General features: G+C 73.5%; 25 protein-coding genes. 18 read left to right on the forward strand and 7 right to left on the reverse strand.

The window, feature by feature from the left end:
- Positions 1-152: 152 nt before the first annotated feature.
- The 6 genes from AB0O19_RS08935 (at position 153) to AB0O19_RS08960 (ending at position 4,131) form a co-directional block, all read left to right on the forward strand.
- Positions 153-599 carry an ATP-binding protein gene (locus AB0O19_RS08935; protein WP_363618800.1) on the forward strand — a complete coding sequence of 149 codons (447 nt, stop codon included), beginning with the start codon at positions 153-155 and terminating at the stop codon, positions 597-599.
- A gap of 13 nt (positions 600-612) precedes the next feature.
- Positions 613-1,173 carry a hypothetical protein gene (locus tag AB0O19_RS08940; protein ID WP_363618801.1) on the forward strand — a complete coding sequence of 187 codons (561 nt, stop codon included), beginning with the start codon at positions 613-615 and terminating at the stop codon, positions 1,171-1,173.
- Between the two features lie 147 nt (positions 1,174-1,320).
- The gene (gene tgmA, locus AB0O19_RS08945) at positions 1,321-1,596 is read left to right on the forward strand and encodes a putative ATP-grasp-modified RiPP (protein ID WP_363588642.1); all 276 of its coding nucleotides are present in this window, start codon (positions 1,321-1,323) and stop codon (positions 1,594-1,596) included.
- On the forward strand, positions 1,596-2,561 hold the full coding sequence (tgmB, locus tag AB0O19_RS08950) for an ATP-grasp ribosomal peptide maturase (protein WP_363618802.1): 966 nt from the start codon (positions 1,596-1,598) through the stop codon (positions 2,559-2,561). The genes tgmA and tgmB overlap by 1 nt, the downstream gene beginning before the upstream one ends.
- Positions 2,558-3,703 carry an ATP-grasp peptide maturase system methyltransferase gene (gene tgmC / locus AB0O19_RS08955; protein ID WP_363618803.1) on the forward strand — a complete coding sequence of 382 codons (1,146 nt, stop codon included), beginning with the start codon at positions 2,558-2,560 and terminating at the stop codon, positions 3,701-3,703. The genes tgmB and tgmC overlap by 4 nt, the downstream gene beginning before the upstream one ends.
- Positions 3,704-3,873: 170 nt before the next feature.
- The gene (locus AB0O19_RS08960; RefSeq protein ID WP_363588636.1) at positions 3,874-4,131 is read left to right on the forward strand and encodes a hypothetical protein; all 258 of its coding nucleotides are present in this window, start codon (positions 3,874-3,876) and stop codon (positions 4,129-4,131) included.
- On the opposite strand, the gene AB0O19_RS08965 is transcribed toward AB0O19_RS08960, so the two are convergent.
- Positions 4,115-4,576: a nuclear transport factor 2 family protein gene (locus AB0O19_RS08965; protein ID WP_363618804.1), complete on the reverse strand. Its 462-nt coding sequence runs from the start codon at positions 4,574-4,576 to the stop codon at positions 4,115-4,117. The genes AB0O19_RS08960 and AB0O19_RS08965 overlap by 17 nt on opposite strands.
- Before the next feature lie 368 nt (positions 4,577-4,944).
- On the opposite strand from AB0O19_RS08965, the gene AB0O19_RS08970 reads away from it, so the two are divergent.
- On the forward strand, positions 4,945-5,463 hold the full coding sequence (locus tag AB0O19_RS08970) for a hypothetical protein (protein WP_363618805.1): 519 nt from the start codon (positions 4,945-4,947) through the stop codon (positions 5,461-5,463).
- A gap of 126 nt (positions 5,464-5,589) precedes the next feature.
- Here AB0O19_RS08970 and AB0O19_RS08975 read toward each other — a convergent pair whose 3' ends face one another.
- Entirely contained in the window at positions 5,590-6,387 is a 798-nt protein-coding gene (locus AB0O19_RS08975; RefSeq protein ID WP_363618806.1) for an SDR family oxidoreductase, read from the reverse strand.
- 146 nt (positions 6,388-6,533) lie between these two features.
- Complete coding sequence (locus tag AB0O19_RS08980) at positions 6,534-7,064, reverse strand: hypothetical protein (protein ID WP_363618807.1); 531 nt, start codon at positions 7,062-7,064, stop codon at positions 6,534-6,536.
- A 168-nt stretch (positions 7,065-7,232) separates the two neighbouring features.
- Between AB0O19_RS08980 and AB0O19_RS08985 the strand changes: the two genes are divergently transcribed.
- Positions 7,233-8,153 (forward strand): sigma-70 family RNA polymerase sigma factor, encoded by a 921-nt coding sequence (locus AB0O19_RS08985; protein WP_363618808.1) that lies wholly within the window; start codon positions 7,233-7,235, stop codon positions 8,151-8,153.
- Between the two features lie 160 nt (positions 8,154-8,313).
- Here AB0O19_RS08985 and AB0O19_RS08990 read toward each other — a convergent pair whose 3' ends face one another.
- Positions 8,314-8,889 (reverse strand): nucleosidase, encoded by a 576-nt coding sequence (locus AB0O19_RS08990; protein ID WP_363618809.1) that lies wholly within the window; start codon positions 8,887-8,889, stop codon positions 8,314-8,316.
- A 372-nt stretch (positions 8,890-9,261) separates the two neighbouring features.
- Here AB0O19_RS08990 and AB0O19_RS08995 point away from each other — a divergent pair, with 372 nt between their 5' ends.
- From AB0O19_RS08995 to AB0O19_RS09040, 10 genes are all read left to right on the forward strand, one after another.
- The gene (locus AB0O19_RS08995) at positions 9,262-10,755 is read left to right on the forward strand and encodes a hypothetical protein (RefSeq protein WP_363618810.1); all 1,494 of its coding nucleotides are present in this window, start codon (positions 9,262-9,264) and stop codon (positions 10,753-10,755) included.
- Positions 10,756-10,770: 15 nt separating this feature from the next.
- Positions 10,771-11,745, forward strand: a complete 975-nt coding sequence (locus AB0O19_RS09000) for a transporter substrate-binding domain-containing protein (protein ID WP_363618811.1) — start codon at positions 10,771-10,773, stop codon at positions 11,743-11,745.
- A gap of 192 nt (positions 11,746-11,937) precedes the next feature.
- On the forward strand, positions 11,938-13,293 hold the full coding sequence (locus AB0O19_RS09005; protein ID WP_363618812.1) for a hypothetical protein: 1,356 nt from the start codon (positions 11,938-11,940) through the stop codon (positions 13,291-13,293).
- A gap of 5 nt (positions 13,294-13,298) precedes the next feature.
- Positions 13,299-15,890 (forward strand): tetratricopeptide repeat protein, encoded by a 2,592-nt coding sequence (locus tag AB0O19_RS09010; RefSeq protein ID WP_363618813.1) that lies wholly within the window; start codon positions 13,299-13,301, stop codon positions 15,888-15,890.
- Positions 15,891-15,893: 3 nt separating this feature from the next.
- Positions 15,894-17,222 carry a protein phosphatase 2C domain-containing protein gene (locus tag AB0O19_RS09015; RefSeq protein WP_363618814.1) on the forward strand — a complete coding sequence of 443 codons (1,329 nt, stop codon included), beginning with the start codon at positions 15,894-15,896 and terminating at the stop codon, positions 17,220-17,222.
- 122 nt (positions 17,223-17,344) lie between these two features.
- The gene (locus AB0O19_RS09020) at positions 17,345-18,703 is read left to right on the forward strand and encodes a VWA domain-containing protein (protein WP_063349411.1); all 1,359 of its coding nucleotides are present in this window, start codon (positions 17,345-17,347) and stop codon (positions 18,701-18,703) included.
- Between the two features lie 73 nt (positions 18,704-18,776).
- Positions 18,777-20,009 carry an FHA domain-containing protein gene (locus tag AB0O19_RS09025; RefSeq protein WP_363618815.1) on the forward strand — a complete coding sequence of 411 codons (1,233 nt, stop codon included), beginning with the start codon at positions 18,777-18,779 and terminating at the stop codon, positions 20,007-20,009.
- A 143-nt stretch (positions 20,010-20,152) separates the two neighbouring features.
- Complete coding sequence (locus AB0O19_RS09030; RefSeq protein WP_363618816.1) at positions 20,153-21,070, forward strand: ABC transporter ATP-binding protein; 918 nt, start codon at positions 20,153-20,155, stop codon at positions 21,068-21,070.
- Positions 21,067-22,215, forward strand: coding sequence for an ABC transporter permease (locus tag AB0O19_RS09035; protein ID WP_363618817.1), 1,149 nt, complete (start codon positions 21,067-21,069; stop codon positions 22,213-22,215). The genes AB0O19_RS09030 and AB0O19_RS09035 overlap by 4 nt, the downstream gene beginning before the upstream one ends.
- A 98-nt stretch (positions 22,216-22,313) precedes the next feature.
- Complete coding sequence (locus AB0O19_RS09040) at positions 22,314-22,718, forward strand: globin (protein WP_363618818.1); 405 nt, start codon at positions 22,314-22,316, stop codon at positions 22,716-22,718.
- Between the two features lie 48 nt (positions 22,719-22,766).
- On the opposite strand, the gene AB0O19_RS09045 is transcribed toward AB0O19_RS09040, so the two are convergent.
- The 3 genes from AB0O19_RS09045 to ettA all read right to left on the reverse strand — a co-directional run bounded on the left by AB0O19_RS09045 (position 22,767) and on the right by ettA (position 25,710).
- Positions 22,767-23,459, reverse strand: coding sequence for a hypothetical protein (locus AB0O19_RS09045; RefSeq protein WP_363588613.1), 693 nt, complete (start codon positions 23,457-23,459; stop codon positions 22,767-22,769).
- A 33-nt stretch (positions 23,460-23,492) separates the two neighbouring features.
- Positions 23,493-23,936: a thioesterase family protein gene (locus AB0O19_RS09050; RefSeq protein WP_063349408.1), complete on the reverse strand. Its 444-nt coding sequence runs from the start codon at positions 23,934-23,936 to the stop codon at positions 23,493-23,495.
- 109 nt (positions 23,937-24,045) lie between these two features.
- A complete protein-coding gene (ettA, locus tag AB0O19_RS09055) occupies positions 24,046-25,710 on the reverse strand; it encodes an energy-dependent translational throttle protein EttA (protein WP_079135893.1) in 1,665 nt (554 codons plus the stop codon).
- Positions 25,711-25,792 lie beyond the last annotated feature (82 nt).

Raw genomic sequence — 25,792 nt, forward strand, 5'->3', positions numbered from 1 at the left:
CCAGTTGTGCGTCACACGTCCCACACGCCGATTTGGCGTCACCGTACCTCCGCAGCCCCGACCATTGACACCAGAACGCAATCATTTGCATGCACAGCGTGATTGCGCACTACCCTCGCGCTCCCCCATTCGCCCCCCTGAGGTGCCCCGCCATGCTCAAAATCCGTACCGCGCCCCGCCCCCGAACGTTCGCCGCGCGCCTGGACTCCCGCACCGAATCCACCCCCGTCGCCCGGCAGTTGCTCCGCGCCTACCTCGCCGCCCTCCCCACCGGCGACCGCTACCGCGACACCGCCGAACTCCTCCTCGGCGAACTCTTCGCCAACGCCGTCCAGCACACCGACGCCCCCGCCGACCGGCTCATCGAGGTCCGCTTCGCCCTCGTCCGCGACCGCCTGCGCCTCGAAGTCCACGACGCCGGCACCGGCCGCCCCTCCCTCCACACCCCCACGCCCGAGGACGAACACGGACGCGGCGTCCTCCTCGTCAACGAACTCGCCGAGAAGTGGGGTTGCTGCCCCCGCGCCGGCGGCGTCGGCAAGTTCGTCTGGGCCCTGATCGCCCCCGCACCCTCCCCCGCCACCTTCCTCACCGTCTGAACAGGCACCCACCATGCGACTCCCCCTCACCGCCCGCCACCTGTTCGACACCGGCTCCACCCCCGCCGACGCCTACGCCACCCTCGCCCGCCGCACCCGCGAGCCCCTGCGCTCAGCCCGCGCCGTCTGCATCGCCCTCGGCATCCCGGCGGCCGAAACCCAACGCCGCCTCGACGACTGCTACGACGCCCTCCTCGCCAACCCCCGCCCCGGCTCCGAGAACGACACCGGCGAACTCCTCGAAGCCCTCGGCGTCTTCGACATCCCCAAGACCCCCGACGACCGCGACCTCGCCGTCATCGAACTCTTCCTCACCGCCATCGACGCCCACGGCAGCATCCGCGCCGGCCACCAACACGGCCTCACCCGCTGGTTCACCACCGGCAACCTCACCACCGCCTACCTCTCCCTCGCCGCCACCCAGCCGCACCCCACCACCGGCGACCCCACCCACTACTGGACCACCCTCACCACCGCCGGCGAACTCCTCACCGCCACCCCCAACCCCGACCCCCGCCTCAAACCCGCCCTCACCCACTGCCGCACCCGCGCCAAGGCCGCCACGCCATGCTGACGCGCCGCCCCAACACCCACGACCCGCCAGCGCGTTACAGGAGCATCGGGCGTCGAACAGGCCGATCTCCGCCGTCCGTCCCGGCGCGGCCCCGCAACACACCGGACACACCGGACGGACACCGACACACCGAAACGGAGACGCCAGATGGCACACACCCTCGCCCCGCCGTGGGGCACGACCAGGATGCGCCCCTTCCCGGAGACCACCACGGTCCCCTCGGGCACCCCCGTCATCGACCCCGACACGCAGATCGCCGTGATCGTGGACGGCAGCGGCCGCACGGTCGAGTTCGGCGCTCACGGAACCAGCACCAGCGGCCTCACGCCCACCACGACCAGGCCCGGTGACGGGGCCGGACCGGGCGGGTCCACCGACTCGGACACCACCGAGTCCTACGACCAGGACCAGAGCGCCGGCTGATGACCCACCAACGCGGGTCGGTGCTGGTGCTGACCAACCCTCACGACGTGACCACCGACGTGGTCCTGCGCATCCTCGCGCAGCGCCGCGTTCGCGTGCTTCGCCTCGACCCCGGCACCGACCTGCACACGGGTGCCTCGCTGACCGCCGCGTACCGCACGGGCGGCCGACGGGGCACCCTGCGCACCCCGAGCCGGGAACTCGACCTGACCCACGTGCGCTCGGTCTGGGTCCGACGTCCCTCCCCTTACGAGGGACCGCCCGAACTGCACGGCCAGGACCGGCGCTTCGCCGCCACGCAGTCCCTGTGGGGTGCCGGGGGCATCCTCGCCTCCCTTCCGGGGGCGCACTACGTCAACCACCCCTGGCACAATCGGGCCGCGGAGTACAAAGCGGCGCAACTGGCCAGCGCGCAGCGGCTCGGGTTCACGCTCCCGGACACCCTGATCACGAACGACCCGGCGGAGGCGCGCGCCTTTGCTGCCCAGCACACCGGCGGGGTCGTCTACAAACCGCTGTGGAACACGTCGTACACCGTGAACGGAACGCCCCGGACGGTGTGGGTGCGCGAGGTGGAACCCCGCGAGATCACCGACGCGGTCGCCGTCTGCCCCCACCTGTTCCAGGCCACGGTGGTGAAGGCGTTCGACGCCCGGGTGACGGCCGTCGGCGACCGGCTGTTCGGGCTCCGGATCGCCAGCCCGGACCTCGACTGGCGGCGCCGGCAGAACCTGATGTCCTGCACGCCGGTCACGGTCCCCCCGCCCGTCGCGCGGTCCATCGCCGGCTACCTCGCCGACTTCCGCCTCGTGTACGGCGCATTCGACTTCGCCGTGACACCCGACGGCTCCTGGCAGTTCCTGGAGTGCAACCCGAACGGCCAATGGGCCTGGCAACCCGAGCAGGTGACGGACGCCATCGCCCAGGCCATCGCCAACCAGCTAGAGAAGGGACCCAACCCGTGAACCAGTCCACCGAGTTGCGCGCAGCCCTCGTCGACCGGCTCGCCTCGGACGGTGCGCTCACCGACCCGGCGTGGCGCGAGGCCGCCGAGGCCGTCCCGCGCGAGGCCTTCGCGGGCGCCTACTTCGAGGCCGTACCGGGCAGTTCACCGACCGGCTACCGGGCGGTGCTCGACACCTCGCCCGGGTGGCTCGCCGGGATCTACACCGACCGGACGTTGATCACCCAGCTGGACGGCCGGACCCGCCCCCGCGACGTCGACGGCGCCCCGGTCCCCGGCTCGCCCACCTCCTCGTCCACCCTCCCCTCCCTCGTCCTGCGCATGTGGCACCAGCTCGACACCAGGGCCGGGCACCGTGTCCTGGAGGTCGGCACCGGCACCGGCTATTCGACCGCCCTCGGCGCGCACCGCCTCGGGGACACCCACCTCACCAGCATCGAATACGACCCGGTGGTGGCCGAGGCCGCCGCATCCGCGCTCAAGGCCACCGGCTACGCCCCCCGGCTGATCGTCGGCGACGGCCTTCGGGGGGACCCCGACGGCGGCGACTACGACCGGCTCATCGCCACCTGCGCGGTCCGCTACCTCCCCCTGCCCTGGCTGCACCAGGTGAAGCCCGGCGGCAAGATCCTCGTCACGCTCTCCGGCTGGAGCTACGCCTCCGGCCTCGCCCTGCTCACCGTCACCAGCCCCGGCAGCGCCACCGGCCGGTTCCTGCCCGGCCACACCAGCTTCATGATCGCCCGCCCGCACGACCGGCCGCCCCGCCCGAGCCTGTCCCTGCTGCCCGGCGCCGAGCGGCCGACCCGCATCGACCCCGCGGTCATCGGCACCTGGACCGGCAGCTGGATCGCCCAACTCGCCGCCCCCTCCGCCGAACGCATGGGCGCGGACGGCCACCAGATCCTCTCCGACGTAGCCACCGGCTCCCAGGCCCGGACCACGCCGGACCCCGACGGCGGCGGATGGACCGTGATCCAACGCGGCCCACTGCCCCTCTGGGACCGGGTCGAACAGGCCGTCGAGACCTGGCGGGCAGCCGGCGAACCCCACCAGGAGGAGTTCGGCATCACCGTCTCCCCCTCCGGGCAGCGCGTCTGGATCGGCAGCGAGACCGGGCCGGGCTGGGACCTGCCGATCTGAACCCGGCCCCAGCAGCACGCTGACCAGCCCGCCACGCCGATCAGCCGGCGCCTGGCGGCCGACGGCGCCTCTACGATCCGAGGCACGTACCACCTGCGGCACGGATGCAGCAGTCCACTGCCGAAGTTGGCCGCTCCCGGAGACCAGCTGACTGTCCACCAGGAGCGGCCATGACCCTCACCGTGCCGTGGAACCCGACCGCGCTCGCCGAGTTGCGCGATTGCCTGGACCTGATGACCGCCGACACCACCGTCCCCGGCGGCGTCATCGCCCACGGCACCCACGACACCGAGCCCGGCTACCTGGCCTCCGGCGTCGTCGCCCCCGAGTGCGGCGACGCCCGACCGGGCCCGGACACGGTGTACGACGTGGCGTCGCTGACGAAGGTGCTGGCCACCTGGCCGCTGGGTTTCAGTGGCGGTCGCTGAGGCTGGTGACCAAGGCGGCCAGTCGATCCATCGCGTGGGCCACACCGAGCCCGTCCATGTAGTCGCGGACGTGCACGATCCGGCCGTTGCGGACCCGGATCACCAGGAGGCCGGGAATGCTGAAGGCCTGGCCGGTCGTGGTCACGGTCCCGGTGACGACCTGCTCGACGGTGATCACCTCGGGGTCGGTGCTCTCGTGTACGGCGACTTCGCGGATCTCCTGCGGTTGCGCCGGGCTGGCGCCCCAGGCCGCCCGGTAGCCCGCGCGGACCGCTTCGCGTCCCTCGTAGCGCGCCGGCATGCCGGGAGAGAGGAACGGGAACTCGTGGACGGCGTCGACCGTGTAGAGATCGGCCAGGTCGTCTGCGGACTTGTCGAGCATCGCCCGCTGGTAGCAGGCCAGGACCTCACGAGGGCCGGGGCTGGCGGAGGTTGTATCCGACATGGCGCTTGGGCTCCGTTCGGTCACCACGCGGCCGAGCTCTTTCGAGCGATGGGCCGGGACTTCGGGTGTGCGGATGTGGCCACGGCCTCCAAGATCCGCTTCTGAAGCCCGGCTTGGGGACCGCTTGATCGCACCCTACGTGAAGGTCGACAACGGGATCGGAGGAACGCGGCGGACGGGACGACCGCCCCGGTCGAGCGGCTCCGCACTCGGCGGCCGGCCCGAAGCCGGCGGGACAACAGGGGGACATCCGTCATCCCATCGCAGGGCCCGGGCGGGCGCCGGGCGGGAATTCACTCGCGCGCGGGCATGTCGCGGTCTACTGGTGACTCAACAGCCTTTTTTCACCGATTAGTTGGGGGATCCCCGTGTTCCGCAGTGGCGAGCCGCGCAAGTTCCACATCCCCACCGACCGTGAGACCGCCGAGGAGTGGGGCGGGCGGATCGCCGTCCTGCGCGACGCGCCGCCCGAGTGGTTCGTCCTTCTCGGGCGGATGGGCAGCGACGGCTACCTCTGCCACGTCGATCTGAACTACCACCTGAAACGCGAGTTCATCGCGATCGTCCAGACCTCCCGGCCCGTCCCCGACGGCTTCCGGGTGAAGTCCCTGACCACCCCCGGATCGCAGCTCTTCAACTTCCTCGGCAACTCCGGCCGCATCGACCCGCGCCACCACCTGGGCCCGCTCGACCCCGAATCCATCAGCGCCGGCGAGATCCGCCTGGACGGCGAGCCCGTCCCCGTCGAGATCCACCACAGCCACGGCTGCCGCAGCGCCCTGATCCCCCGCCTCCCCGGTCAGGAGGGCTACGTGATCGTCACCGCACCGAACGAGCACTGGGCGTCCGTCCTCGATCTGGCCCTTCAGCCCCCGTCGGCGTTCTGACGCTAACTCAACGCATTACCCCAAGGTGGGGTTTGGCTCAATGAACCCCACCTTCCGTGCCGAGAAGCGAACGGGGTGGCGGCGCTGAGGGCTGCCACCCCGCCGACCTTTCGACACCCCGAGGGATCACGCGGGCGGGATCGGACCGAGGAAGGTGCCGCCGGAGGCGTCGATGGTCTGGCCGGTCACCCAGCGGCCCTGCGGGCCCGCCAGGAAGCCCACCACGTCCGCAACGTCCTCCGGCTGGCCGATCCGGCCGAGTGCGGTGATCGATTCGAGCCCGGCCATCGCCTCGGGGACGCCCGTCCACTGGGACGTCATGTCGGTCAGGATCACCCCGGGGTTGACGGTGTTCACGGTGATCCCGCGCCGGCCGAGCTCGTTGGCGAGCGGTGCGGCGAGGGCCACCAGCGCCGTCTTGCTGACGGTGTAGCCGATCTGCACCGGGGAGCCGATCCGGGTGGCCGCCGAGGCCACGTTGACGATCCGCCCGCCGTCCCGCAGCAGCGGAATCGCCCGCTGGATCACGAAGATCGGCGTGCGCACGTTGATCGCCATCAACCGGTCGAACTCCTCCTCCGTGAGCTGCCCGATCGCCCCGGCCAGGTGGATGCCCGCGTTGTTGACCAGGATGTCCAGGCCGGCCCCGCCGTCCCCACCGGGCTCGCCGTGCTCCGCCAGCCCGGCGGCGAGGCCCTCGAACAGCTGGTCCAGCGCGCCGCTCTCGCCGAACCGGGCCCGCACCGCGAACGCCCGGCCGCCGGCCTTGGCGATCAGCTCCACGGTCTCCGCGGCGGCCGCCTCGTTGCCGCCGTAGTGGACCGCGACCAGCGCCCCGTCGGCGGCGAGCCGCTGTGCCACCGCCCGCCCGATCCCGCGCGAGCCGCCCGTCACCAGTGCCGTCCTGCCGTCCAGTTCGCCCACGATCGCCTCTTTCCTCGTGCCGCCCCCGGTCGGATCCGGGGCCGGTCTCCCGCCGTCACGACCCGATGCCGGACAACCCTTCATGTATGCCCGGGGCCGGAGAGCTGATGCCACCCGCCCGCACGACCACCCGCACGACCACCCGCTCAGGCCCGGAACAACGGCTCGTACGCGCCGCCCTCCTCGGCGTTGAGCAGGACGTACGCGGGCCCGAGTCCGACCGCGACCTCCCGCAGCCGGGCCAACGCCGCCGCCACGCCCGGGACTTCGAGGCCGAGCGCGGCGGCGGCCGCGTCCCGCTCCGCGTACAGGCCGGGCTCGTCCTCCAGGTACTCCTCCGCGGCCTCCGCGCTCTCCTCCACCGTCAGCCGCGGGCAGTCCCGCCACCACGGCACGGCCAGCAGCAGCCGGACCAGCTCCGGCAGCCCGACGGCCAGCACCGCCGCGCCGCCCTCCGAGTCGGCGTACAGGACGGGACGCTCCTCGCCGCCCTCCCCGCACAGGAAGAAGGTGCCGCCCGCGCCGTCCTTGGCCACCGGCTCCAGGGCCTCCCCGGAGGCGAGCACCACCTCCTCGACGTGCGGGTAGTGGTCGAGGCTGAGGTCGCCCGGCCAGGCCAGGTAGTCGAGGGCGGCGGGGTTGGCGCGGATCGCGTCGAGCAGCGGGGTCGTCGGCATGGCGGCCAGCCTAGAACTCGGCGGTGACACCCACGACGGCAGCAGATCGGGGGTGTTCGCCAGCCCTCGCCTCCGACTCGCCCCGGGTGGGGAGTTGATCTCCACGGCGCAGCCGTTGTTGGGTGGCTCCTGTTGCTCTGACCCCCAGCGGCGAAGGAATGTGACACGGTGGACGAGAAATTACCTCCGGACGAGCGGGCCGCACTGTTCGAGGCGCAGCGGCCCCGGCTGCGGGCCGTGGCGTACCGGATGCTCGGCTCGGTGAGCGAGGCCGAGGACGCCGTCCACGAGGCCTGGCTGCGCTACGACCGCACCGACGCCTCCGACGTGCAGAACCTCCCCGGCTGGCTGACCACGGTGGTCTCGCGGGTCTGCCTCAACCTGCTGCGCGGCCGGGAGCTGCGCCGCGAGGAGCCGCCGGAGGCCGAGGCGGGTGAGCCGGGCCCGACGCGCATCCCGGACCCGCTGCTGCGGCGCGAGGGGGTGGCCGACCCCGGGCAGGAGGTGCTGCTCGGGGACTCGGTGGGCCTGGCGCTGATGGTGGTACTGGAGTCGCTGGCCCCGGCCGAGCGGGTCGCCTTCGTGCTGCACGACCTGTTCGCGGTGCCGTTCGCCGAGATCGCCCCGCTGATCGAGCGGACGGCGGCCGCGACCCGCCAGCTGGCCGACCGGGCCCGCCGCCGGGTTCAGGACCAGGCACCGGCGCCCGACCCGGACCCGGGCCGTCAGCGGGCCGCCGTGGACGGCTTCTTCGCGGCCGCCCGCGCCGGCGACCTGGGCGCGCTGGTGGCCGTGCTCGCCCCGGGCGTGGTGCTGCGCTCGGACGGCGGCGCGGTGCGGTCCGGGCACCCGGTGGTGCTGGCGGGCGCGGCCGCCGTGGCCGACCAGCCGGTGCTGTGGGGCGGGCTGTCGCCGTTCGCCCGCCCGGCGCTGGTCAACGGCGCCGCGGGCGCGGTGGCGATCGGGGAGGGCGGGCGTCCGCTGTCGGTCATGGCGTTCACCGTGGTGGACGGCGCGATCGCGGCGATCGAGGTGCTCACCGATCCGGAGCGGCTGGCGGCGCTGGACCTCTCGGCGTTCCGCGGCTGAACGCGGCGGGCGACGGTCCGCGGCTGAACCTGGCGGGCGAGATTCCGCGGCTGAACCTGGCGGGCGAGGTTCCGCGACTGAACGCGGCGGGCGAGAGGGAGGCCGACCGCCCTCTCACCCGCCCGCGCCGGTCGGCGCCGCGCGTCCCCGGGACGCGCCGTCACCAGCCCTGCGCGACGGCCCAGTCGGCGAGGTGGCGGGCGCAGGCGTCGACCGACTCGCGCCAGGTGTGGCTCGCGCCCTCGCCGGCCTCGTCGCTGACGTGCTTGACCAGGCGCACCGGCACCCCGAAGCGGTGGGCGACGGCGGCGACGGCGTAGCCCTCCATGTCGACCAGGTCGGCGTGCTCGGCGAGCCGGTCGCGGGCCGCCGGGTCGGAGACGAAGAGGTCGCCGGTGGCCAGCACCGGCCCGTCGCCCTTGCCGACCACCAGCGGGGCGCCGTAGCTGCGGCCGGTGAGCGCCAGCAGGGCCGGGGTGTCGAGGTCGTGCTGGATGACCTGGACGACGTGGTGGGTGCCCTCCCAGCCGGGGCGCAGCGCGCCGGCCGTGCCGAGGTTGATCACCTCGGACGGCTTCTCGCCCTGGGCGAGGACGGTGGCCAGCGCGGCGGTGGCGTTGATCTTCCCTATTCCGGTGAGCAGGACGGGCAGCCGGTCGTCGAGGTGGGCGGCTTCCTCGCGCACGGCGACGACGAGCAGCGGGCGGTCGGGCGTGATCGTTCCAAGCAGGCGCATGCCGCCCATCGTACGGAGGGTGTCCGCCGAAACCGGGTGCACCGACCGAGCCGGGGCCGGTGGCGTCACGGCGGGACCGCCCCCGCCGCCGGCCTTGGGGTCCGTCCTCGGCTCCCCGCGCGCCGACGCGGCAACCGGACCTCGCCGTTCCGGCCTGTCCGAGGAACCGCATAGGGTGCATCCCGCGTCGGACGGTTCACCGCCGGCCGCCGGGCGGCGGGGCCCCGGAGGCGTGCGGGACCCGTGCGCGGCACGCGCGGGGCAAGCTCAAGATCGGCGCAATTCGGGTGTGGCCACGGGGAGTCACGGCCATACTGCTGGCATCGGCCGGGCCCCGGACAGCGGGCCCGACCCCTGGGGAGGATGAGGCGGGTGGCAACACCAGTAGGTAACGGCGCACCGGGCGCCGTGGTCCCGGCACGGCCGAGCGGCCCGCCGGGCACGGCGCCGGCCGTGCCGGGCGTCCGGGGCGTCCCGGCGTCCGGACCCGGCGCCGCGCCGGCCCGGCGGCCGTCGGCCGGGCCCGCGCCGCGCGGCCTGTCCGGCCTGCGGGCCCGGCTGGCGAACGCCACCCGGACGGCGCCGGGCCGGCTGCGACTGGCCGGGGCGGTGCTCGCGGTGCTGACCGTGGCCTTCGGCGCGCTGACCGCCTGGCAGTTGGAGAGCAAGGCGGAGGCCGCCGACCGGGTGGTCCAACACAGCCAGCCGCTGAGCAAGGACGCGGCCGACATCCACCGCCTGCTGGCCCGCGCCGACACCACTGCGGCCACCGGCTTCCTGCTCGCCGGGGCGGAGACGAAGACCGTGCGCGGCGACTACGAGGACGATCTGGCCTCGGCCACCGACCTGATCACCAAGGCCGCCGCGCAGACCACCATCGGCTCCCCCGCGTACCAGAAGCTCACCGAGCTGAGCAAGCAACTCCCCGTCTACGCCGGCCTGGTGGAGACCGCGCGGGCGAACAACCGGCTGGGCCTGCCGCTCGGCGGCGCCTACCTGCGGTACGCCTCCGAGCAGATGCAGGGCACCCTGCTGCCGCGCGCCGCCGAGCTGACCGCCATCGAGAACGACGAGCTGGACAAGGACTACGCCGAGGCGAAGTCCAGCCCGTGGGCCGCGTACGGCCTGGGGGTGCTCACCCTCGGCGCGCTGGTCTGGGTGCAGCTGACGCTGTTCCGCCGCACCAATCGGGTGTTCAACCCCGGCCTGCTCGGGGCCACCGCCGCCGTCCTGGCCGGGGCGCTCTGGCTGGCCGTCACCGGCCTGACCACCAACGCCGCGCTCCAGCAGAGCTGGAAGCAGGGCGCGCAGCCGCTGCGGGCCCTCAACACCGCCCGGGTGCAGGTGCTTTCCGCCCGGCTGGCGGAGAACCTGAACCTCGTCGCCCGCGGCTCCACCACCGCGTACGCGGACCAGTGGACGACGATCACCCGGCAGCTCGCCGGGGGCGAGCCCGCGAACGTCCCGATGGAGCAGCACTCCGGCTCGCTGCGCCAGGCCCTCGACCTGGCCCCCGCGGACGCCCGGCAGCAGATCGGCGAGGCCGACCGGCAGTACGGGACGTGGCGCACCCGGCACGACGCGGCGCACGCCCTGGAGACCCAGCAGGCCGACTACCAGGGCGCGCTGCAGGCGACCGTGACGGCGGACCCGGCCGCCGAGGCGAACACCGCGGACGGCGCCTTCAAGGCCACCGACAAGGCGCTCGACCAGGCCGCCACCACCGAACAGGACCACTTCGAGCGCTCCGCCAGGGGCACCGAGGGCGACCTCCGGCTCGCCGCCCTCGCGGCCGCGCTGCTCGGCGTGGTGGCCGCGGCCGCCGCGCTGCGCGGCCTGGGCCGCCGACTGGCCGAGTACCGGTAGAGGGGGAACGGACACATGCGCAGGAGAACCGCAGGCACCAGGTCGGCCGTCGTGCTGGCGCTGCTGGCCGCCGGCGCGGCCGTGCTCGGCGGGGGCGGGCCGTCCGGCGCCGCGCCCGCGTCCGCCACGGGCGCACCGCAGGCCGTCCGGTCGACCGGGCAGGAACAGGCCGGGCAGGACCAGGCCGAGTCCTGCGACCTGACCAGCACCGTGCCGCCGAGCACCGTGGACGGCCCGGCGGTGAAGGCCATCAAGGCCAAGGGCACCCTGATCATCGGCGTGGACCAGAACAGCTACCGCTGGGGCGCCCGCAACCCGAACACCGGTGAGCTCGAAGGCTTCGACATCGACCTCGCGAGGGCGATCGGCGCGGCCGTCATGGGCGACCCGGCCAAGGTGGTGCTCAAGCCGGTGTCGACCGCCGGCCGGGTCGACGCCCTCACGGGCAACCAGGTCGACCTGATCGTCCGCACCATGACGATCAGCTGCGCCAACCTGAAGAAGGTCGCCTTCTCCCGGTCGTACTTCAACATCAAGCAGCGGGTCCTGGTGCCCCGGTCGTCCACGGCCAGGAACCTCGACGAGGCGATCAGCGGCAGGACGGTCTGCGCCGCGGACGGCTCGGTGGCCAAGGACGTGCTGAACGCGAAGAAGAGCGCCAAGCAGCTCGTCCTGGTGACCAACCAGCTCGACTGCCTGGTCCGCATGCAGCTCGGCAAGGTCGACGCCACCATGACCGACGACGAACTGGCGGTCGGCCAGGCCGCGCAGGACCAGACGGTGAAGGTGGTGGACGGCTTCGAACAGCCGGAGACGATCGGTGTCGCGATGCGCCAGAACAGCACCGACCTCACCGCCCGGGTCAACCAGGTGATCTCCGACTACTACGCGGACAAGGACAAGGGCTGGCAGAAGTCGTTCGAGCAGTGGGTCCAGCCCTACCTGCCCGAGAACTCCAAGGACCCCGGCCTGTACTGGCCGGCCCGCTGACGCACCGGGCGGCGCACGGGCGTCAGCAGGCCGTTGACGCGGTCTTGACGCCCACCGCCCGCTCCGCCCGAACGGCCACCGGCTAGGGTTCGGGACGATCACCACGGGGAGACCGGTGGTGGGCACGGGGGATGTCGTGGGATCGCACGTCAGGTACGTCGGGATCGCACGCGAGGAAGGAAGGACACGGCGTTGGCGGCTTCGGCTGGCCCGGTACTGAGCCGGGAGGAGGTGGACCGCGCGCTGGCGCGCCTCGGCGCGGAGCGGGACGCGGTCGAGTCGGCGCTGCTCGCCCTCCAGGACCATCCGGGCCTGCGACTGCTCGACGGCGCCGAACTGGCCGGGCGCACGTTGGAGCGCTGGTCCGTCGCCGGGAAGGGCCTGCCGCTGCTCTGGGCGCTGTTCGACCGCTACGCGGAGGCACTGGCCTCGGCGCGCGCGGTACGGGCCCGCAAGGCCAAGCCCGGCGCGCCCGAACTCGCCGAGCTGAGCGAACTGCTCACCGGCGACGCGGTGACCGTCCCCGGCGGCGCGCTGCCGGACGGCCCGCAGCTGCTCGGCGCGCCCGCCCGGCTGGTCGAGCGGATCAGCCTGGACACGCTGATGACCCGGATGAACTCCTGGTACGCCACCGTGCTGGAGGTGGTCAGCGCCGCCGACGCGGTCTGGTCGGCGCTGCCGGCCCGGATCGACCTGCTGCTGGCCGAACTCCACCGGGTGGGCAACCTCGCCGCCTCGCTCGGCGTGCGGGCCGGCGGCCACCCGCTCGCCGACGACCTGGCCGGGCTGGACGCCGACCTCACCGGGCTGCGCGCCGAGGTGCGCGAGGACCCGCTGGCGCTGTGGCGCCCGGCCCGGGTGCCCGCCCAGCGCGGCACCGTGCCGGAGGGCGGCGCCTTCGCCACCCCCGCCGGGGTGGTGGACACCGAGCGGTTCGACCGGGCCGGGCGGGCGCTGGACGGCGTCCGGCTGGAACTGGAGAACCTGCTGCGGCTGCGCGACGACGCCGAGGAGCGCCTCCAGGGCGTCGGCGACCTGCTCCAGCGGGCCGACGCCACCCTGGCCGAGGCCCGCCGGGCGCGCGGCGAGGTGCTGGCGAAGATAGCCTCCAGCGACGTCCCGGCGGTGCCCGGGCCGACCTCGGCGCTGCGCGAACGGATCGTGACGGCACTGGAGTTGCGCCAGGGCGGGCAGTGGGGCCGGCTGGCGCCGCTGCTGGACACGCTGGAGGACGCCGCCGCCAAGGAGCTGGCCCGGGCCCGGCAGTCGCTCACCGAGGTGACCCAGCCGCTGGCCGTCCGCGCCGAACTGCGCGGCCGGCTGGACGCGTACAAGGCGATGGCCGCCCGGCTGCGGGTCTCCGAGGACCCTGAAGTGATCGAGCGGTACGAGAAGGCGCGCTGGCTGCTGTGGAGCGCGCCCTGCGACCTGCGGGCGGCGGCCGCCGCGGTGGCCCGCTTCCAGCAGTCGCTGCGGCCGGCGCAGGCCGAGGCCGCACAGGAGACGACCGGCCAGACGCCGGTCGACGGACAGGTCCAGGGGGGCTGAGGTTGATGGGCGGGACGTGCGTACGGCCGGAGTGCTCCGGCAACGGCAGGATCGACGCGGACGGCTACTGCGACGAGTGCGGGCTCGCCCCGGCCGCGGTGTCCTCCAAGGCTTCCGGGGCTTCCGGGGCCTCCAAGGCCACCGGGGCGCCGGCCGCCGGCCCCGGCGCGCCCTGCCCGAGGGACTGCTCCGGCACCATCGACGCCGACGGCTACTGCGACGAGTGCGGCCTCACCCCGCCCGGCGGCGACACCGGCGTCACCCAGCCCTACGTCCCGTCCTCCCGGCTCTCCACCGACTCGGCGCGCAGCGGCTCGATCCGCTCGACCCGCACCGGCTCGGCCCGCTCGATGTCCGGCCGCTCCCGCTCGCACCGCTCGACCCGCACCGGCAGCAGCCGCTCGGTCTCGGTGCGCAGCACCCGCGGCAGCGTCAGCGCGGGCACCCGCAACCGGCTGGGCGCCGGCCTGGTGACGGTGCCGACCGTCGAGACGGCCGATCCGTCGCTGGCGGTGCTGGAGAACCCGGAGGTCCCGGAGCGCAAGCGGTTCTGCTCCAAGTGCGAGACCCCGGTGGGCCGGGAGAAGAACGGCCGGCCGGGCCGCCCGGACGGCTTCTGCACCAAGTGCGGCACGCCGTACTCGTTCACGCCCAAGCTGCGCCGCGGCGACCTGGTCGGCGGGCAGTACGAGGTGGTGGGCTGCCTGGCGCACGGCGGCCTCGGCTGGATCTACCTGGCGATCGACCGGCGGGTCAACGACAAGTGGGTGGTCCTGAAGGGCCTGCTGGACACCGGGGACGAGGACGCGCTCGCCGTGGCCGTCGCCGAGCGCCGCTTCCTGGCCGAGGTGGACCACCCGAACATCGTCCGGATCATCAACTTCGCCGAGCACCTGGACCTCGGCTCCGGCTCCACCGACGGCTACATCGTGATGGAGTACGTCGGCGGCAAGTCGCTCAAGGACATCGCCAACGACCGCCGCACCCCGGACGGCCGGCGCGAGCCGCTGCCCGTCGAGCAGGCGATCGCGTACGCGCTGGAGGCACTGCCCGCGCTCGGGTACCTGCACAGCCGGGGCCTGATCTACTGCGACTTCAAGATCGACAACGTGATCCAGAGCGGCGACGCGCTCAAGATCATCGACATGGGCGCCGTCTGCCGCCTCGACCACGACGGCCCGATCTACGGCACCGTCGGCTACCAGGCCCCGGAGATCGCCACCCACGGCCCCTCCCCCGCCTCCGACCTCTACACCGTGGCCCGCACCCTCGCGGTGCTCACCTTCGATTTCCAGGGCTACAGCACCACCTACCGGGACACCCTGCCCGGCCCCGAGGACGTCGAGGTCTTCGCCCGCTACGAGTCGTACTACCGCTTCCTGGTCCGCGCCACCGACCCGGACCCGGCCCGCCGGTTCTCCTCCGCCGACGAGATGGCCGACCAGCTCACCGGCGTGCTGCGCGAGATCCTCGCCCTCCAGGACGGCCGGGCCCGGCCCGCCCTGTCCACCCTCTTCGGCCCCGAACTACGCGTCGTGGACACCGAGTTGGTCATGCCCACCGAGCAGCCCGGACAGCTCCTGGTGACCGCCCTCGACCCGGCCGCCGCCGCCCTGGCGCTGCCCGTCCCGCGCGTCGACCCCGGCGACCCCAACGCCGGCTTCCTCGCCACCCTGCTCGCCACCGACCCCGAGGAGGCGCTCGCCGCCCTGGCCGGCGCGCCCGCCCTCTCCATCGAACGGCGGCTGCGCGAACTGCGCGCCCACCTCGAACTCGGCCGCCGCGCCGCCGCCGAGGAGGCCCTCGACGCCCTGGAGCGGGAGTACCCGGACGACTGGCGGGTCGTCTGGTACCGCGGCCTGGTCGCCCTGGTCGGCGCCGCGCACGGCCCGGACGGCCCGGACGGCCCTGGCAGCTCGATCGCCCTCGTCGGCGCCGCGCACGGGCCGGACGGCCCGGCCTCGCCCGACGAGGCCGGGCTGCGCGCCGCCGCCGAGGCCTTCGACGCGGTCTACGACGCCTTCCCCGGCGAGGCCGCCCCCAAGCTGGCCCTCGCCATCTGCGCCGAGCTCCTCGGCGACGGCGGCGACGCCGCCGAGTTCTACCGACTGGTCTGGACCACCGACCCGGCCTACCTCAGCGCCGCCTTCGGGCTCGCCCGGGTCCGGCTGGCCGAGGACGACCGGCCCGGTGCCGTCCGCGTCCTGGAGTCCGTCCCGGCCACCTCCAACCAGTACACCGCCGCCCGGATCGCGGCCGTCCGCGCCCGGCTGCGCGAACGGCCCGCCACCGACCCGCTCGCCGCCGACCTCGGCGCCAGCTCCGACCAGCTGACCGCGCTGCGCCTGGACGACCGCCGCCGCGAGGAACTGGCCGTCGAACTGCTCGGCGCCGCCCTCGGCTGGGTCACCGCGGGCTCGACCGGCGCCCAGCAGGGCGGCGGCACCACGGTGCTGGGACGACCTGCGGTGGAGCGGGAACTGCGCTTCGCCCTGGAACAGTCCTACCGGGTACTCGCCCGGTTGGCCGACCGGGCCGAGACCAGGATCGAGATGGTGGAGCGGGCCAACCGCGCCCGCCCCAGGACGTGGGTGTAGCCGATGCCGCAGCAGACCGTGTGCCCGAGCTGTTCCGAACCGCTGGAGCCGGAGGACGCCTACTGCGGCGCCTGCGGCGCCAGCCGGGACGGCCGGACCGCCCCGGGCGCGATGCCCGCGAACTGGGCCACCGGCCGGGCCGAGGGCGTCCCGCCCCAGCACGGGCCGGTCTGCGCGCACTGCGGGCTGCCGCAGGTCACCGCGGACGGCTACTGCGAGGCGTGCGGCGGCGCCCAGCCGCGCCCGCGCGACCACATGGAGAAGTCCCTCGCGGGCGTCGCCGGGGTCAGCGACCGCGGCGTGCGCCACCACCGCAACGAGGACTCCTTCACCATCGCCGCCACCTCGCTGCCCGGCGGCGAGCCGGTCGTGGTCGCCGTGGTCTGCGACGGCGTCTCCTCCTCCGACCGGCCGGACGAGGCCTCCGAGACCGCCGTCGACGCCGCCTCCGAGTCGCTGCTGAGCGCCCTGGAGGCGGGCCGCGAACCCACCGCCGCCATGCGCCAGGCCATCGCCGACGCCGCCGGGGCCGTCGCCGACCTCGCCCAGGCCGGCCCCGGGCCCGCCCGGCCCGACCTCAACGCGCCCGCCTGCACCTACGTCAGCGCCATAGCCTCCGGCGGCCGGATCACCATCGGCTGGGTCGGCGACACCCGCGCCTACTGGATCCCGGACGACCGCGCCGGCGCCGAGCCCTTCCGGCTCACCCAGGACGACTCCTGGGCGGCCCGGATGGTCGAGGCCGGGCTGATGAGCGAGGCCGAGGCGTACGCCGACCCGCGCGCCCACGCGATCACCGGGTGGCTCGGCGCCGACGCCGAGGAGGTCGTCCCGCACACCCTCGACTTCACGCCGCACGTCCCCGGGGTGCTGCTGATCTGCACCGACGGGCTGTGGAACTACGCCGAGGCCGCCACCGACCTGGCGTACTTCGTCCGGCCGGACGCCCGCACCGAACCGCTCGCGGCGGCACAGACCCTGGTGAAGTTCGCGATCGCCGCCGGCGGCCACGACAACATCACCGTCGCCGTCCTGCCGATCGACCCGCCGGCCGCGGGCGTCGGTGCCGATGTCGATGCCGAGGACCAGGGCGAGGACGAGGACGACCCCCGGACCGCCACCGCGCTCGACCTGCCGCTGATCACCGCGGCGGGTGCCAGGCGCGCCGCCGAGGAGGACGAGGACTACGAGCCGACCCTGCCGGACCTCCCGGTGATCGGCTCCCCCGCCGCCCCGCTGCCCCCCGCCGCCCCGCCGGCGTCCCCCGCACCGCCCACCGCTCCCGCCGCACCCACCGTCCCCCCGCAGCCGCCGCACCCGCCGACGGCCTGACCGGACGCCGCCCGCCCGGGGCCGACCCCGGCGGTCACCCGGTCCGCCGGCCCGCCCCCGACGCGGCCGGCCCCCACCGACCGATCCGTACCGACGACCCTTCCGACGGGAGCCACCGGCCCATGGCAACACTGGCGAAGCCGAACCTGCCCAGGTTCGACGTGGAGATCTTCCAGAACGAGTACCTTGCCGACGGCGCCCGCGAGGTCAACGCCATCGTCACGGTCACCGCGACCGGCGGCGGCACCTCCGGCGGCCGCCCGCTCGGCATCGCCGACGCGGGCGGCCCGCAGAGCGCCGACACCGCCGCGGCCGTGGTGATCCTGGTGGACTGCTCGGGCTCGATGGACTACCCCAAGACCAAGATCAACGGCGCCCGCGAGGCCACCGCCGCCGCCATCGACGCGCTGCGCGACGGCACCGCCTTCGCCGTGGTCGCCGGCACCCACGAGGCCCGCGACATCTACCCCGGCGACGGCACCCTCGCCACCGCCTCCGCCACCACCCGCGGCCACGCCAAGGAGTCCCTGCGCCGCCTCACCGCCGCCGGCGGCACCGCGATGGGCACCTGGCTGGCCAAGGCCGACAAGCTCTTCCTGACCCGCCGCGACATCGCCATCCGGCACGCCGTCCTGCTCACCGACGGCAACAACGAGCACGAGTCGGCGGTCGACCTGGAACGCGCCATCGAGCGGGTCACCGGACACTTCACCGCCGACTGCCGCGGCGTCGGCACCGACTGGCGGATCGACGAGCTGCGCAAGATCTCCTCGGCGCTGCTCGGCACCGTCGACATCGTCGCCGAACCCTCCGGCCTGGCCGAGGACTTCCGCTCGATGATGGCCGGCGCCATGGGCAAGCAGGTCGCCGACGTCGCGCTGCGGATCTGGACCCCGGCCAACGCCGCGGTCAAGTTCGTCAAGCAGGTCGCCCCCGCGGTCGAGGACCTCACCGCCCGGCGCGCCGAGGCCGGCCCCCGGGCCGGCGACTACCCCACCGGCTCCTGGGGCGACGAGAGCCGCGACTACCACGTCTGCGTCGAGGTCCCGGCCGCCTCCATCGGCAACGAGATGCTCGCCGCCCGGATCAGCCTGGTGCTGCCCCCGCAGGTCGGCAGCGGCACCCCCGAGGTGCTCTCCCAGGGCCTGGTCAAGGCGGTGTGGACCGACGACCTGGCCTCCTCCACCCGGATCAGCCCGCAGGTCGCCCACTACACCGGGCAGGCCGAGCTGGCCTCCTCCATCCAGGAGGGCCTGGAGGCCCACCGGGCCGGGGACGTCGACACCGCCACGTCCAAGCTGGGCGCCGCCGTCCGGATCGCGCACGCGACCGGCAACGAGGGCACCTACAAACTGCTGCAGAAGGTGGTGGACGTGGTGGACCCGAAGGAGGGTACGGTTCGGTTCCGTAAGAACGTGAGCGAGGCCGACTCGATGACCCTTGAGACCCGGTCGACCAAGACGGTGCGTGTGAAGAAGTGACCGCTGAAGACGTGACCGGGCCGACGACCCGGTGCGACGCCGCCCCAAGCCGGCTCGATGTGAGGGGGAACTGATGCCGATCTGCCCGAGGGGCCACGAGTCGCAGGCCGAGGACTGGTGCGACTTCTGCGGCTTCCCGATGACTCCGCCGGCCCCTACGCCGCCCGGAGCCCACCCGGGAGCCCACGGGGCCCACGGGGCCCACCCGGGGGCGTACGGCTCCCACCCGGTGCCCGGGGCACCCGCCTCGCCCGAGGCACCCGACTCGTTCGAGCAGTCCAAGCACCCGGACCACCGCGGCACGCCCTACGGCGCGCCGCTGTCGCCTCCGCCGATGCCGCCGGGGAGCGTTCCGCCGCAGCCCGGCGCGATGCCGCCGCCACCGGCCCAGGGCCACCCCAACCTGACCGAGGGCCTGACGGTCTGCCCGATCTGCCGCAGCCCGCAGACCGGACGGTTCTGCGAGGAGTGCGGGTACGACTACGAGCTCTCCACCCCCTCGCGCCGCCAGCCGCCGCTGAACATCCCGGCGGCGTACGGCGGCGCGCCGGCCGCCCAGCCGCCGTACGGCCAACCGCCGTACGGCCAACCGCCCCTCCCGCAGCAGCCGCAGCCGCAGCACACCCAGCACCCGCAGCAGGCCCCCGCGCCCGCGCACACCTACGGCTACCCTCCCTCCCCGCCCGCCAACGGGCAGGAGGGGCCCACGCCGGAGGGCGCGTTCCCCGAGGCCCCCGTCCGCGAGGACTCCGGCCCGGTGTACGCCGAGCCCCCCGGCCCGAACAACCGCGGCGGCGACTTCGGCACCTCGTTCCACCTCGCCCCGCCGCATCAGCAGCAGCCGCCGCAGCAACCCCAGCAGCCGCAGCCGGCGGCCGCCCCCGCGGAGCCGCTCCGGGCCAACTGGATCGCGGTGGTCTCGGCCGACCGCGAGTACTTCACCGAGATGATGGCCCGCAGCGGCCCCGAGGCGGCCGGCCTGTTCTTCCCGCCGTACTGCCCCGAGCGGCGCATCCCGCTGACCGGCCGCGGCCAGCTGCGGATCGGGCGGCGCAGCCAGCACCGCGGCACCGTGCCGGAGATCGACCTGTCGGTGCCGCCGGAGGACCCGGGCGCCTCGCACCAGCACGCGATGCTCGCCGAACAGGCGGACGGCAGCTGGGTCCTGGTGGACCAGGACTCGACCAACGGCACCACCGTGAACGGCGGCGCGGAGCCGATCGCCCCGCACACCGCCGTGCCGCTGAACGACGGCGACCGGATCCACATCGGAGCCTGGACGACGATCACGGTGCACCGCGCCTGAAAGGCCGTCGGCAATAACTCCGGCCGGGCCGGGCGGAATTCAACTTCCGCCCGGCCCGGCTTGTTCCCGATTCCTCAAACGATCCACAAATTCGTCGCCACCGACGTGCACAGGGACCTTCGCAAGCCCTAGGCTCAGGCCACATGACTGCAGCTATATCCGCCGACGGAATCCGTCAGCGGTACGGGGACGTGCAGGCCGTCGACGGGGTGTCCCTCACCGTCGAGGCCGGCGAATTCTATGGAATCCTGGGCCCCAACGGCGCCGGGAAGACCACCACGATGGAGATCCTGGAAGGCGTCCGCAAGCCGGACGAGGGCCGGGTCGAGCTGCTGGGGCTGGCGCCCTGGCCGCGCAATCCGAAACTGCTGCCGCGCATCGGCGTGCAGTTCCAGGCATCCGCCTTCTTCCGGAAACTGACGGCCCGGGAGACCATCCGCACCTTCGCGTCGTTCTACGGGGTCGGCCCCAAGCGGGCCGACGCGATGCTGGAGCGGGTCGGCCTGACCGACAAGGCCGACGTCATGACCGACCAGATGTCGGGCGGTCAGGCGCAGCGCCTGTCGATCGCCTGCGCGCTGGCCCACGACCCGGAGATCGTCTTCCTGGACGAGCCCACCACCGGCCTCGACCCGCAGGCCCGGCGCAACCTCTGGGACCTCCTGCGGGACATCAACGGCGAGGGCCGCACGGTCGTCCTGACCACCCACTACCTGGACGAGGCCGAGGTCCTCTGCGACCGGGTCTCGATCATGGACCACGGGAAGATCCTGCACACCGGCGCCCCGGCGACGCTGATCCGCGAGATCGACGACACCGTCCGGATCAGCGTCGCGTCCGGCCAGCTGTCCGTCGAGCGCGCCCGTGACCTGCTCACCGCGGCCGGCGCCGACGTCGCCGCCCTGGAGGACGACAGCGTCTCGCTCTCCGTCTCCACCCGTCTCCCGGGCCCGGTCCTGAGCGTCCTGGCCGAGCAGAACGCGCTGCGCGGCCTCGAAGTGCGCGGCGCCACCCTGGAGGACGTCTTCCTCCAGCTGACCGGACGGGAGTACCGCGCATGACCGCCAGCACGTCCACCGAGCCGAAGACCCCCGCCCGGCGCGACGGGTCGAGCGGCGGCGCGAACGCCGAGCGGGAGCGGGTCAGCGCGTTCTGGAGCCTGTCCCGCGCGATGCTGCTCGGCATGAAGCGCGACCGCACCGCGACCTTCTTCATCCTGCTCTTCCCGCTGGTGTTCCTGGTGTTCTTCGGCACCGTGGGCAAGGGCTCCGGCAGCCCGCACGCCAAGGTGGCGCAGGTCGGCGCGGTGAAGCTGTTCGACTCGATCCAGGGCGAGGGCCGGGTCGACCTGGACAAGGTCCTCACCATCACCAGGACCGACGACGCGGCCGCCACACTGGAGAAGGTCCGCAAGGGCGACTTCGACGCGATGATCGAGCAGGGCCCGGACGGCAAGGTCGAGCTGCGCTTCAGCGCCGCCGACACGGTCCGCGCCGGCGCGCTCCAGGGCATCGTCAACTCGGTGGTCCAGAGCGCCAACCAGGCCGCCACCGGCCAGAAGCCGGCCTACGTGCTGGACGCCCAGCAGGTCGAGGACCAGTCGCTCAAGCCGATCCAGTTCCTCACCCCCGGCCTGCTCGGCTGGGCCGTCGCCACCGGCGCGGTGTTCGGTGCCGCGCTGACCCTGGTCGGGTGGCGCAAGAGCAAGGTGCTGCGCCGGCTGCGGCTGGCCCCGGTGAGTGCGGGCACGGTCATCAGCTCCAGGATCCTGGTCTCGCTGCTGACCTCGCTCCTCCAGACCACCGTCTTCCTGACGGTCGCCACCAACTTCTTCGGGCTCAAGCTCACCGGCAACTGGTGGCTGGTCATCCCGCTGGTGGCCTGCGCGACGCTCGCCTTCATGTCGATCGGCCTGCTGGCCGGTTCGGTCGCCAAGACCGAGGAGGCGGCCAACGGCATCTCGCAGATCATCGTGCTGCCGATGTCCTTCCTGTCCGGCGCGTTCATCCCGCTGGACAGCGCGCCCGGCTGGCTGGAGACCATCTCCAAGGTCATGCCGCTGCGCTACCTGGTGACGGCCGCCCAGTCGGTGCTGACCCGCGGCGGCGGCGTCATGGACGCCCTGCCCACCATGGGCGGGCTGCTGCTCTTCGCGGCCGTGCTGACCGGCGTCGCCTGGAAGCTGTTCAAGTGGGAGGACGTGTGACCGCCGCCCCGGTCGCCTGAGCCCCGACACACGCCCTGCGGGGTCGTACGCCTTTGGTCCCGGTGTACGACCCCGTCGGCGTCTGCGACCATGGTCGGGTGAAAGAGATCCGGCGAGGAACGTTCAGCGAGGAGACCTTCTTCGACCAGGTCGGCGGCGAACCGACCTTCCGGCGACTGGTCCACCGGTTCTACCAGGGCGTCGCCGAGGACGAGTTGCTCCGGCCGATGTACCCCGAGGAGGACCTCGGCCCGGCCGAGGAGCGGATGGCCCTGTTCCTGATGCAGTACTGGGGCGGCCCGCGCACCTACAGCGAGCAGCGCGGCCACCCCCGGCTGCGGATGCGGCACGTGCCGTTCAAGGTCGACCGCGCCGCGCACGACGCCTGGCTCAGGAACATGCGGGCCGCCGTGGACGACCTGGCCCTGCCGGCCGAGGCCGAGCAGCAGCTCTGGGACTACCTCACCTACGCCGCCGCCTCGATGATCAACACCCCGGGCTGAGCCCCGGGCCGGGCCCGGTCACCGGATCGGGCTGAGCCCCGGGCCGGGTCACCGGAGCGCGCTGAGCCCCAGCCCCGCGCCGGGCGCGGCCGCCGTCCGGACCGCCACCGAACCGGCCGGGGCGCTCAGCCGCAGCCAGCCGCCCGCCCGGTGCACGGTGAGCGGGGCCCCGGGCTTCAGGAAGCCGATCACGTACGCCGCGTGCACCGCCCGCAGCGGCAGCTCCGGCAGCACGGAGACCGGGCGGGACCAGATCTCGTCGGCCAGCGCGTCCAGCACCGCACGGCCGCGGTGGTGCGCCGGGACCGCCTCGCTGCGCTCACGGAACTCCCGCACCCCGGCCATCAGTTCCGGGTACACCTCGGCCGCCGGCGGCGCCCCGACCGGCCGCCAGCCGGTGCGCGGCGGCAGCAGCCCGGCCCAGGCCGGTCCGGTCACCGGGGCGGGCAGCTCGACGGCACCCGTCCCGGCGTCCACGCCGTCCAGCAGCTGGCCCGCCGAGACCGTCAGATCGGTCGGCTCGGCCGGCCCGGTCAGCCGGGCGGTGCGGATCGCCAGCGCGCCCGAACCGCCCAGCGGCAGCCGGCCGAAGACCGCCAGCACGCCGTCCTCCCCGGCCGGGGCCACCGCCTGCAACCGGACGGCCGCCGCCTTGTCGAAGCGCAGCAGGCGCAGCAGGAACGCGGAGAGGTCGGCGGCCTCCCCGGCGTCGGTGAGGGCGAGGCGGGCGGTGATGGTCAACGCGGGTCAGCTCGAATCGTCGGAGGTGGGTGCTCAGGCGGCGACTACGGCGGGCTCCTCGTCCATGAAGCGGGACAGGAACTCCCGCTCCACGGGCGAGATCCGGCGCGGCCGGCCCTCCGCCAGGTCGTAGGGCACGACCACGGTGGACGCCTGGACGTACACCGTCTCGGTGCCGTCCTCGGCGACGTCCTTGATCTCGTAGGACACGGTCAGCGAGGCGCCGCCGATGCGGGTCACCCTGGTCTCGACGGTGACCGGCTCCGGCCGGTGCACCAGCGGGCGCTTGTAGTCGATCTCGTGGCGGGCCACCACCGAGCCGCCCGCGAACTCCCCCGCCCCGGCCTCGGCGGCCTGGGTGAACATGAAGTCGATCCGGGCCTCCTCCAGGTAGCGCAGGAAGACCACGTTGTTGACGTGGCCGAACGCGTCCATGTCGGACCAGCGCAGCGGGCAGGCGTAGATGTGGCGGGCCACAGGTGTTCTCCTCGACGTCCGGTCGCCCGCCGCCGTGCGGTGGCGGCGGGCCGGCGGCCGGCAGGCCGCCCCGAGGGGCAGTCTGCCGGGCCGCCGTGACGGCTGGGTGTCAGCCGCGGGTCAGCTTCTTGTACGTGGCCCGGTGCGGGCGGGCCGCGTCGGCGCCGAGCCGCTCGATCTTGTTCTTCTCGTACGACTCGAAGTTGCCCTCGAACCAGAACCACTTGCTCTCGCCCTCGTAGGCGAGGATGTGGGTGGCCACCCGGTCCAGGAACCAGCGGTCGTGGGAGATGACCACGGCGCAGCCGGGGAACTCCAGCAGGGCGTTCTCCAGCGAGGAGAGCGTCTCGACGTCGAGGTCGTTGGTGGGCTCGTCGAGGAGCAGCAGGTTGCCGCCCTGCTTGAGGGTGAGCGCCAGGTTCAGGCGGTTGCGCTCACCGCCGGAGAGCACGCCGGCCGGCTTCTGCTGGTCCGGGCCCTTGAAGCCGAAGGCCGACACGTAGGCGCGGGACGGCATCTCGACCTGGCCGACGTTGATCCAGTCCAGACCGTCGGAGACGACCTCCCAGAGGGTCTTCTTCGGGTCGATGTTGGCGCGGCTCTGGTCGACGTAGCTGATCTTGACGGTCTCGCCGACCTTGACCACGCCGGAGTCCGGGGTCTCCATGTCCTGGAGCATCTTGAACAGCGTGGTCTTGCCGGCGCCGTTGGGGCCGATGATGCCGACGATGCCGTTGCGCGGCAGGGTGAAGCTGAGGTCGTCGATCAGGATCTTCTCGCCGAAGGCCTTGGAGAGGTTCTCCACCTCGATGACGATGCTGCCCAGACGCGGGCCCGGCGGGATCTGGATCTCCTCGAAGTCCAGCTTCCGCATCTTGTCCGCCTCGGCCGCCATCTCCTCGTAGCGGGCCAGACGGGCCTTGGACTTCGCCTGGCGGCCCTTGGCGTTGGAGCGGACCCACTCCAGCTCCTCGCGGAGCCGCTTGGCGCGCTTGGCGTCCTTCTGGCCCTCGACCTTGAGGCGGGACTGCTTGGACTCCAGGTAGGTGGAGTAGTTGCCCTCGTAGCCGATGGCGCGGCCGCGGTCGAGCTCCAGGATCCAGCCGGCCACGTTGTCCAGGAAGTACCGGTCGTGGGTGACGGCGACGACGGTGCCGGGGTACTTGGCCAGGTGCTGCTCCAGCCAGTTCACCGACTCGGCGTCCAGGTGGTTGGTGGGCTCGTCGAGCAGCAGCAGGTCGGGGGACTCCAGCAGCAGCTTGCAGAGCGCCACGCGGCGCTTCTCGCCACCGGAGAGCTTGGTGACCGGCCAGTCGCCGGGCGGGCAGCCCAGGGCGTCCATGGCCTGCTCCAGCTGGGCCTCCAGGTCCCACGCGTTGGCGTGGTCCAGGTCCTCCTGGAGCTTGCCCATCTCGTCCAGCAGGGCGTCCGAGTAGTCGGTCGCCATCAGCTCGGCGATCTCGTTGAAGCGGTTGAGCTTCCCCTTGATCTCCTTGACGCCGTCCTCGACGTTCTCCAGGACGGTCTTGGTCTCGTCGAGCGGCGGCTCCTGGAGCAGCATGCCGACGGTGAAACCGGGCGAGAGGAAGGCGTCGCCGTTGGAGGGGTGCTCCAGGCCGGCCATCATCTTCAGCACGGTGGACTTGCCCGCGCCGTTGGGGCCCACGACGCCGATCTTCGCCCCGGGGAGGAAGCTGAGCGTCACGTCGTCAAGGATGACCTTGTCTCCGTGCGCCTTGCGCACCTTGCGCATCGTGTAGATGTATTCCGCCACGTGAGATCGCTCCGGCGTCGTCGGGAGTATTCGGCTTGCAGCCTTCCATTGTGCCGCACCCGGCCGGGAGCCCCGAACGCCC

Source organism: Kitasatospora sp. NPDC091276 (genome assembly GCF_040684355.1).
Lineage (GTDB): Bacteria > Actinomycetota > Actinomycetes > Streptomycetales > Streptomycetaceae > Kitasatospora.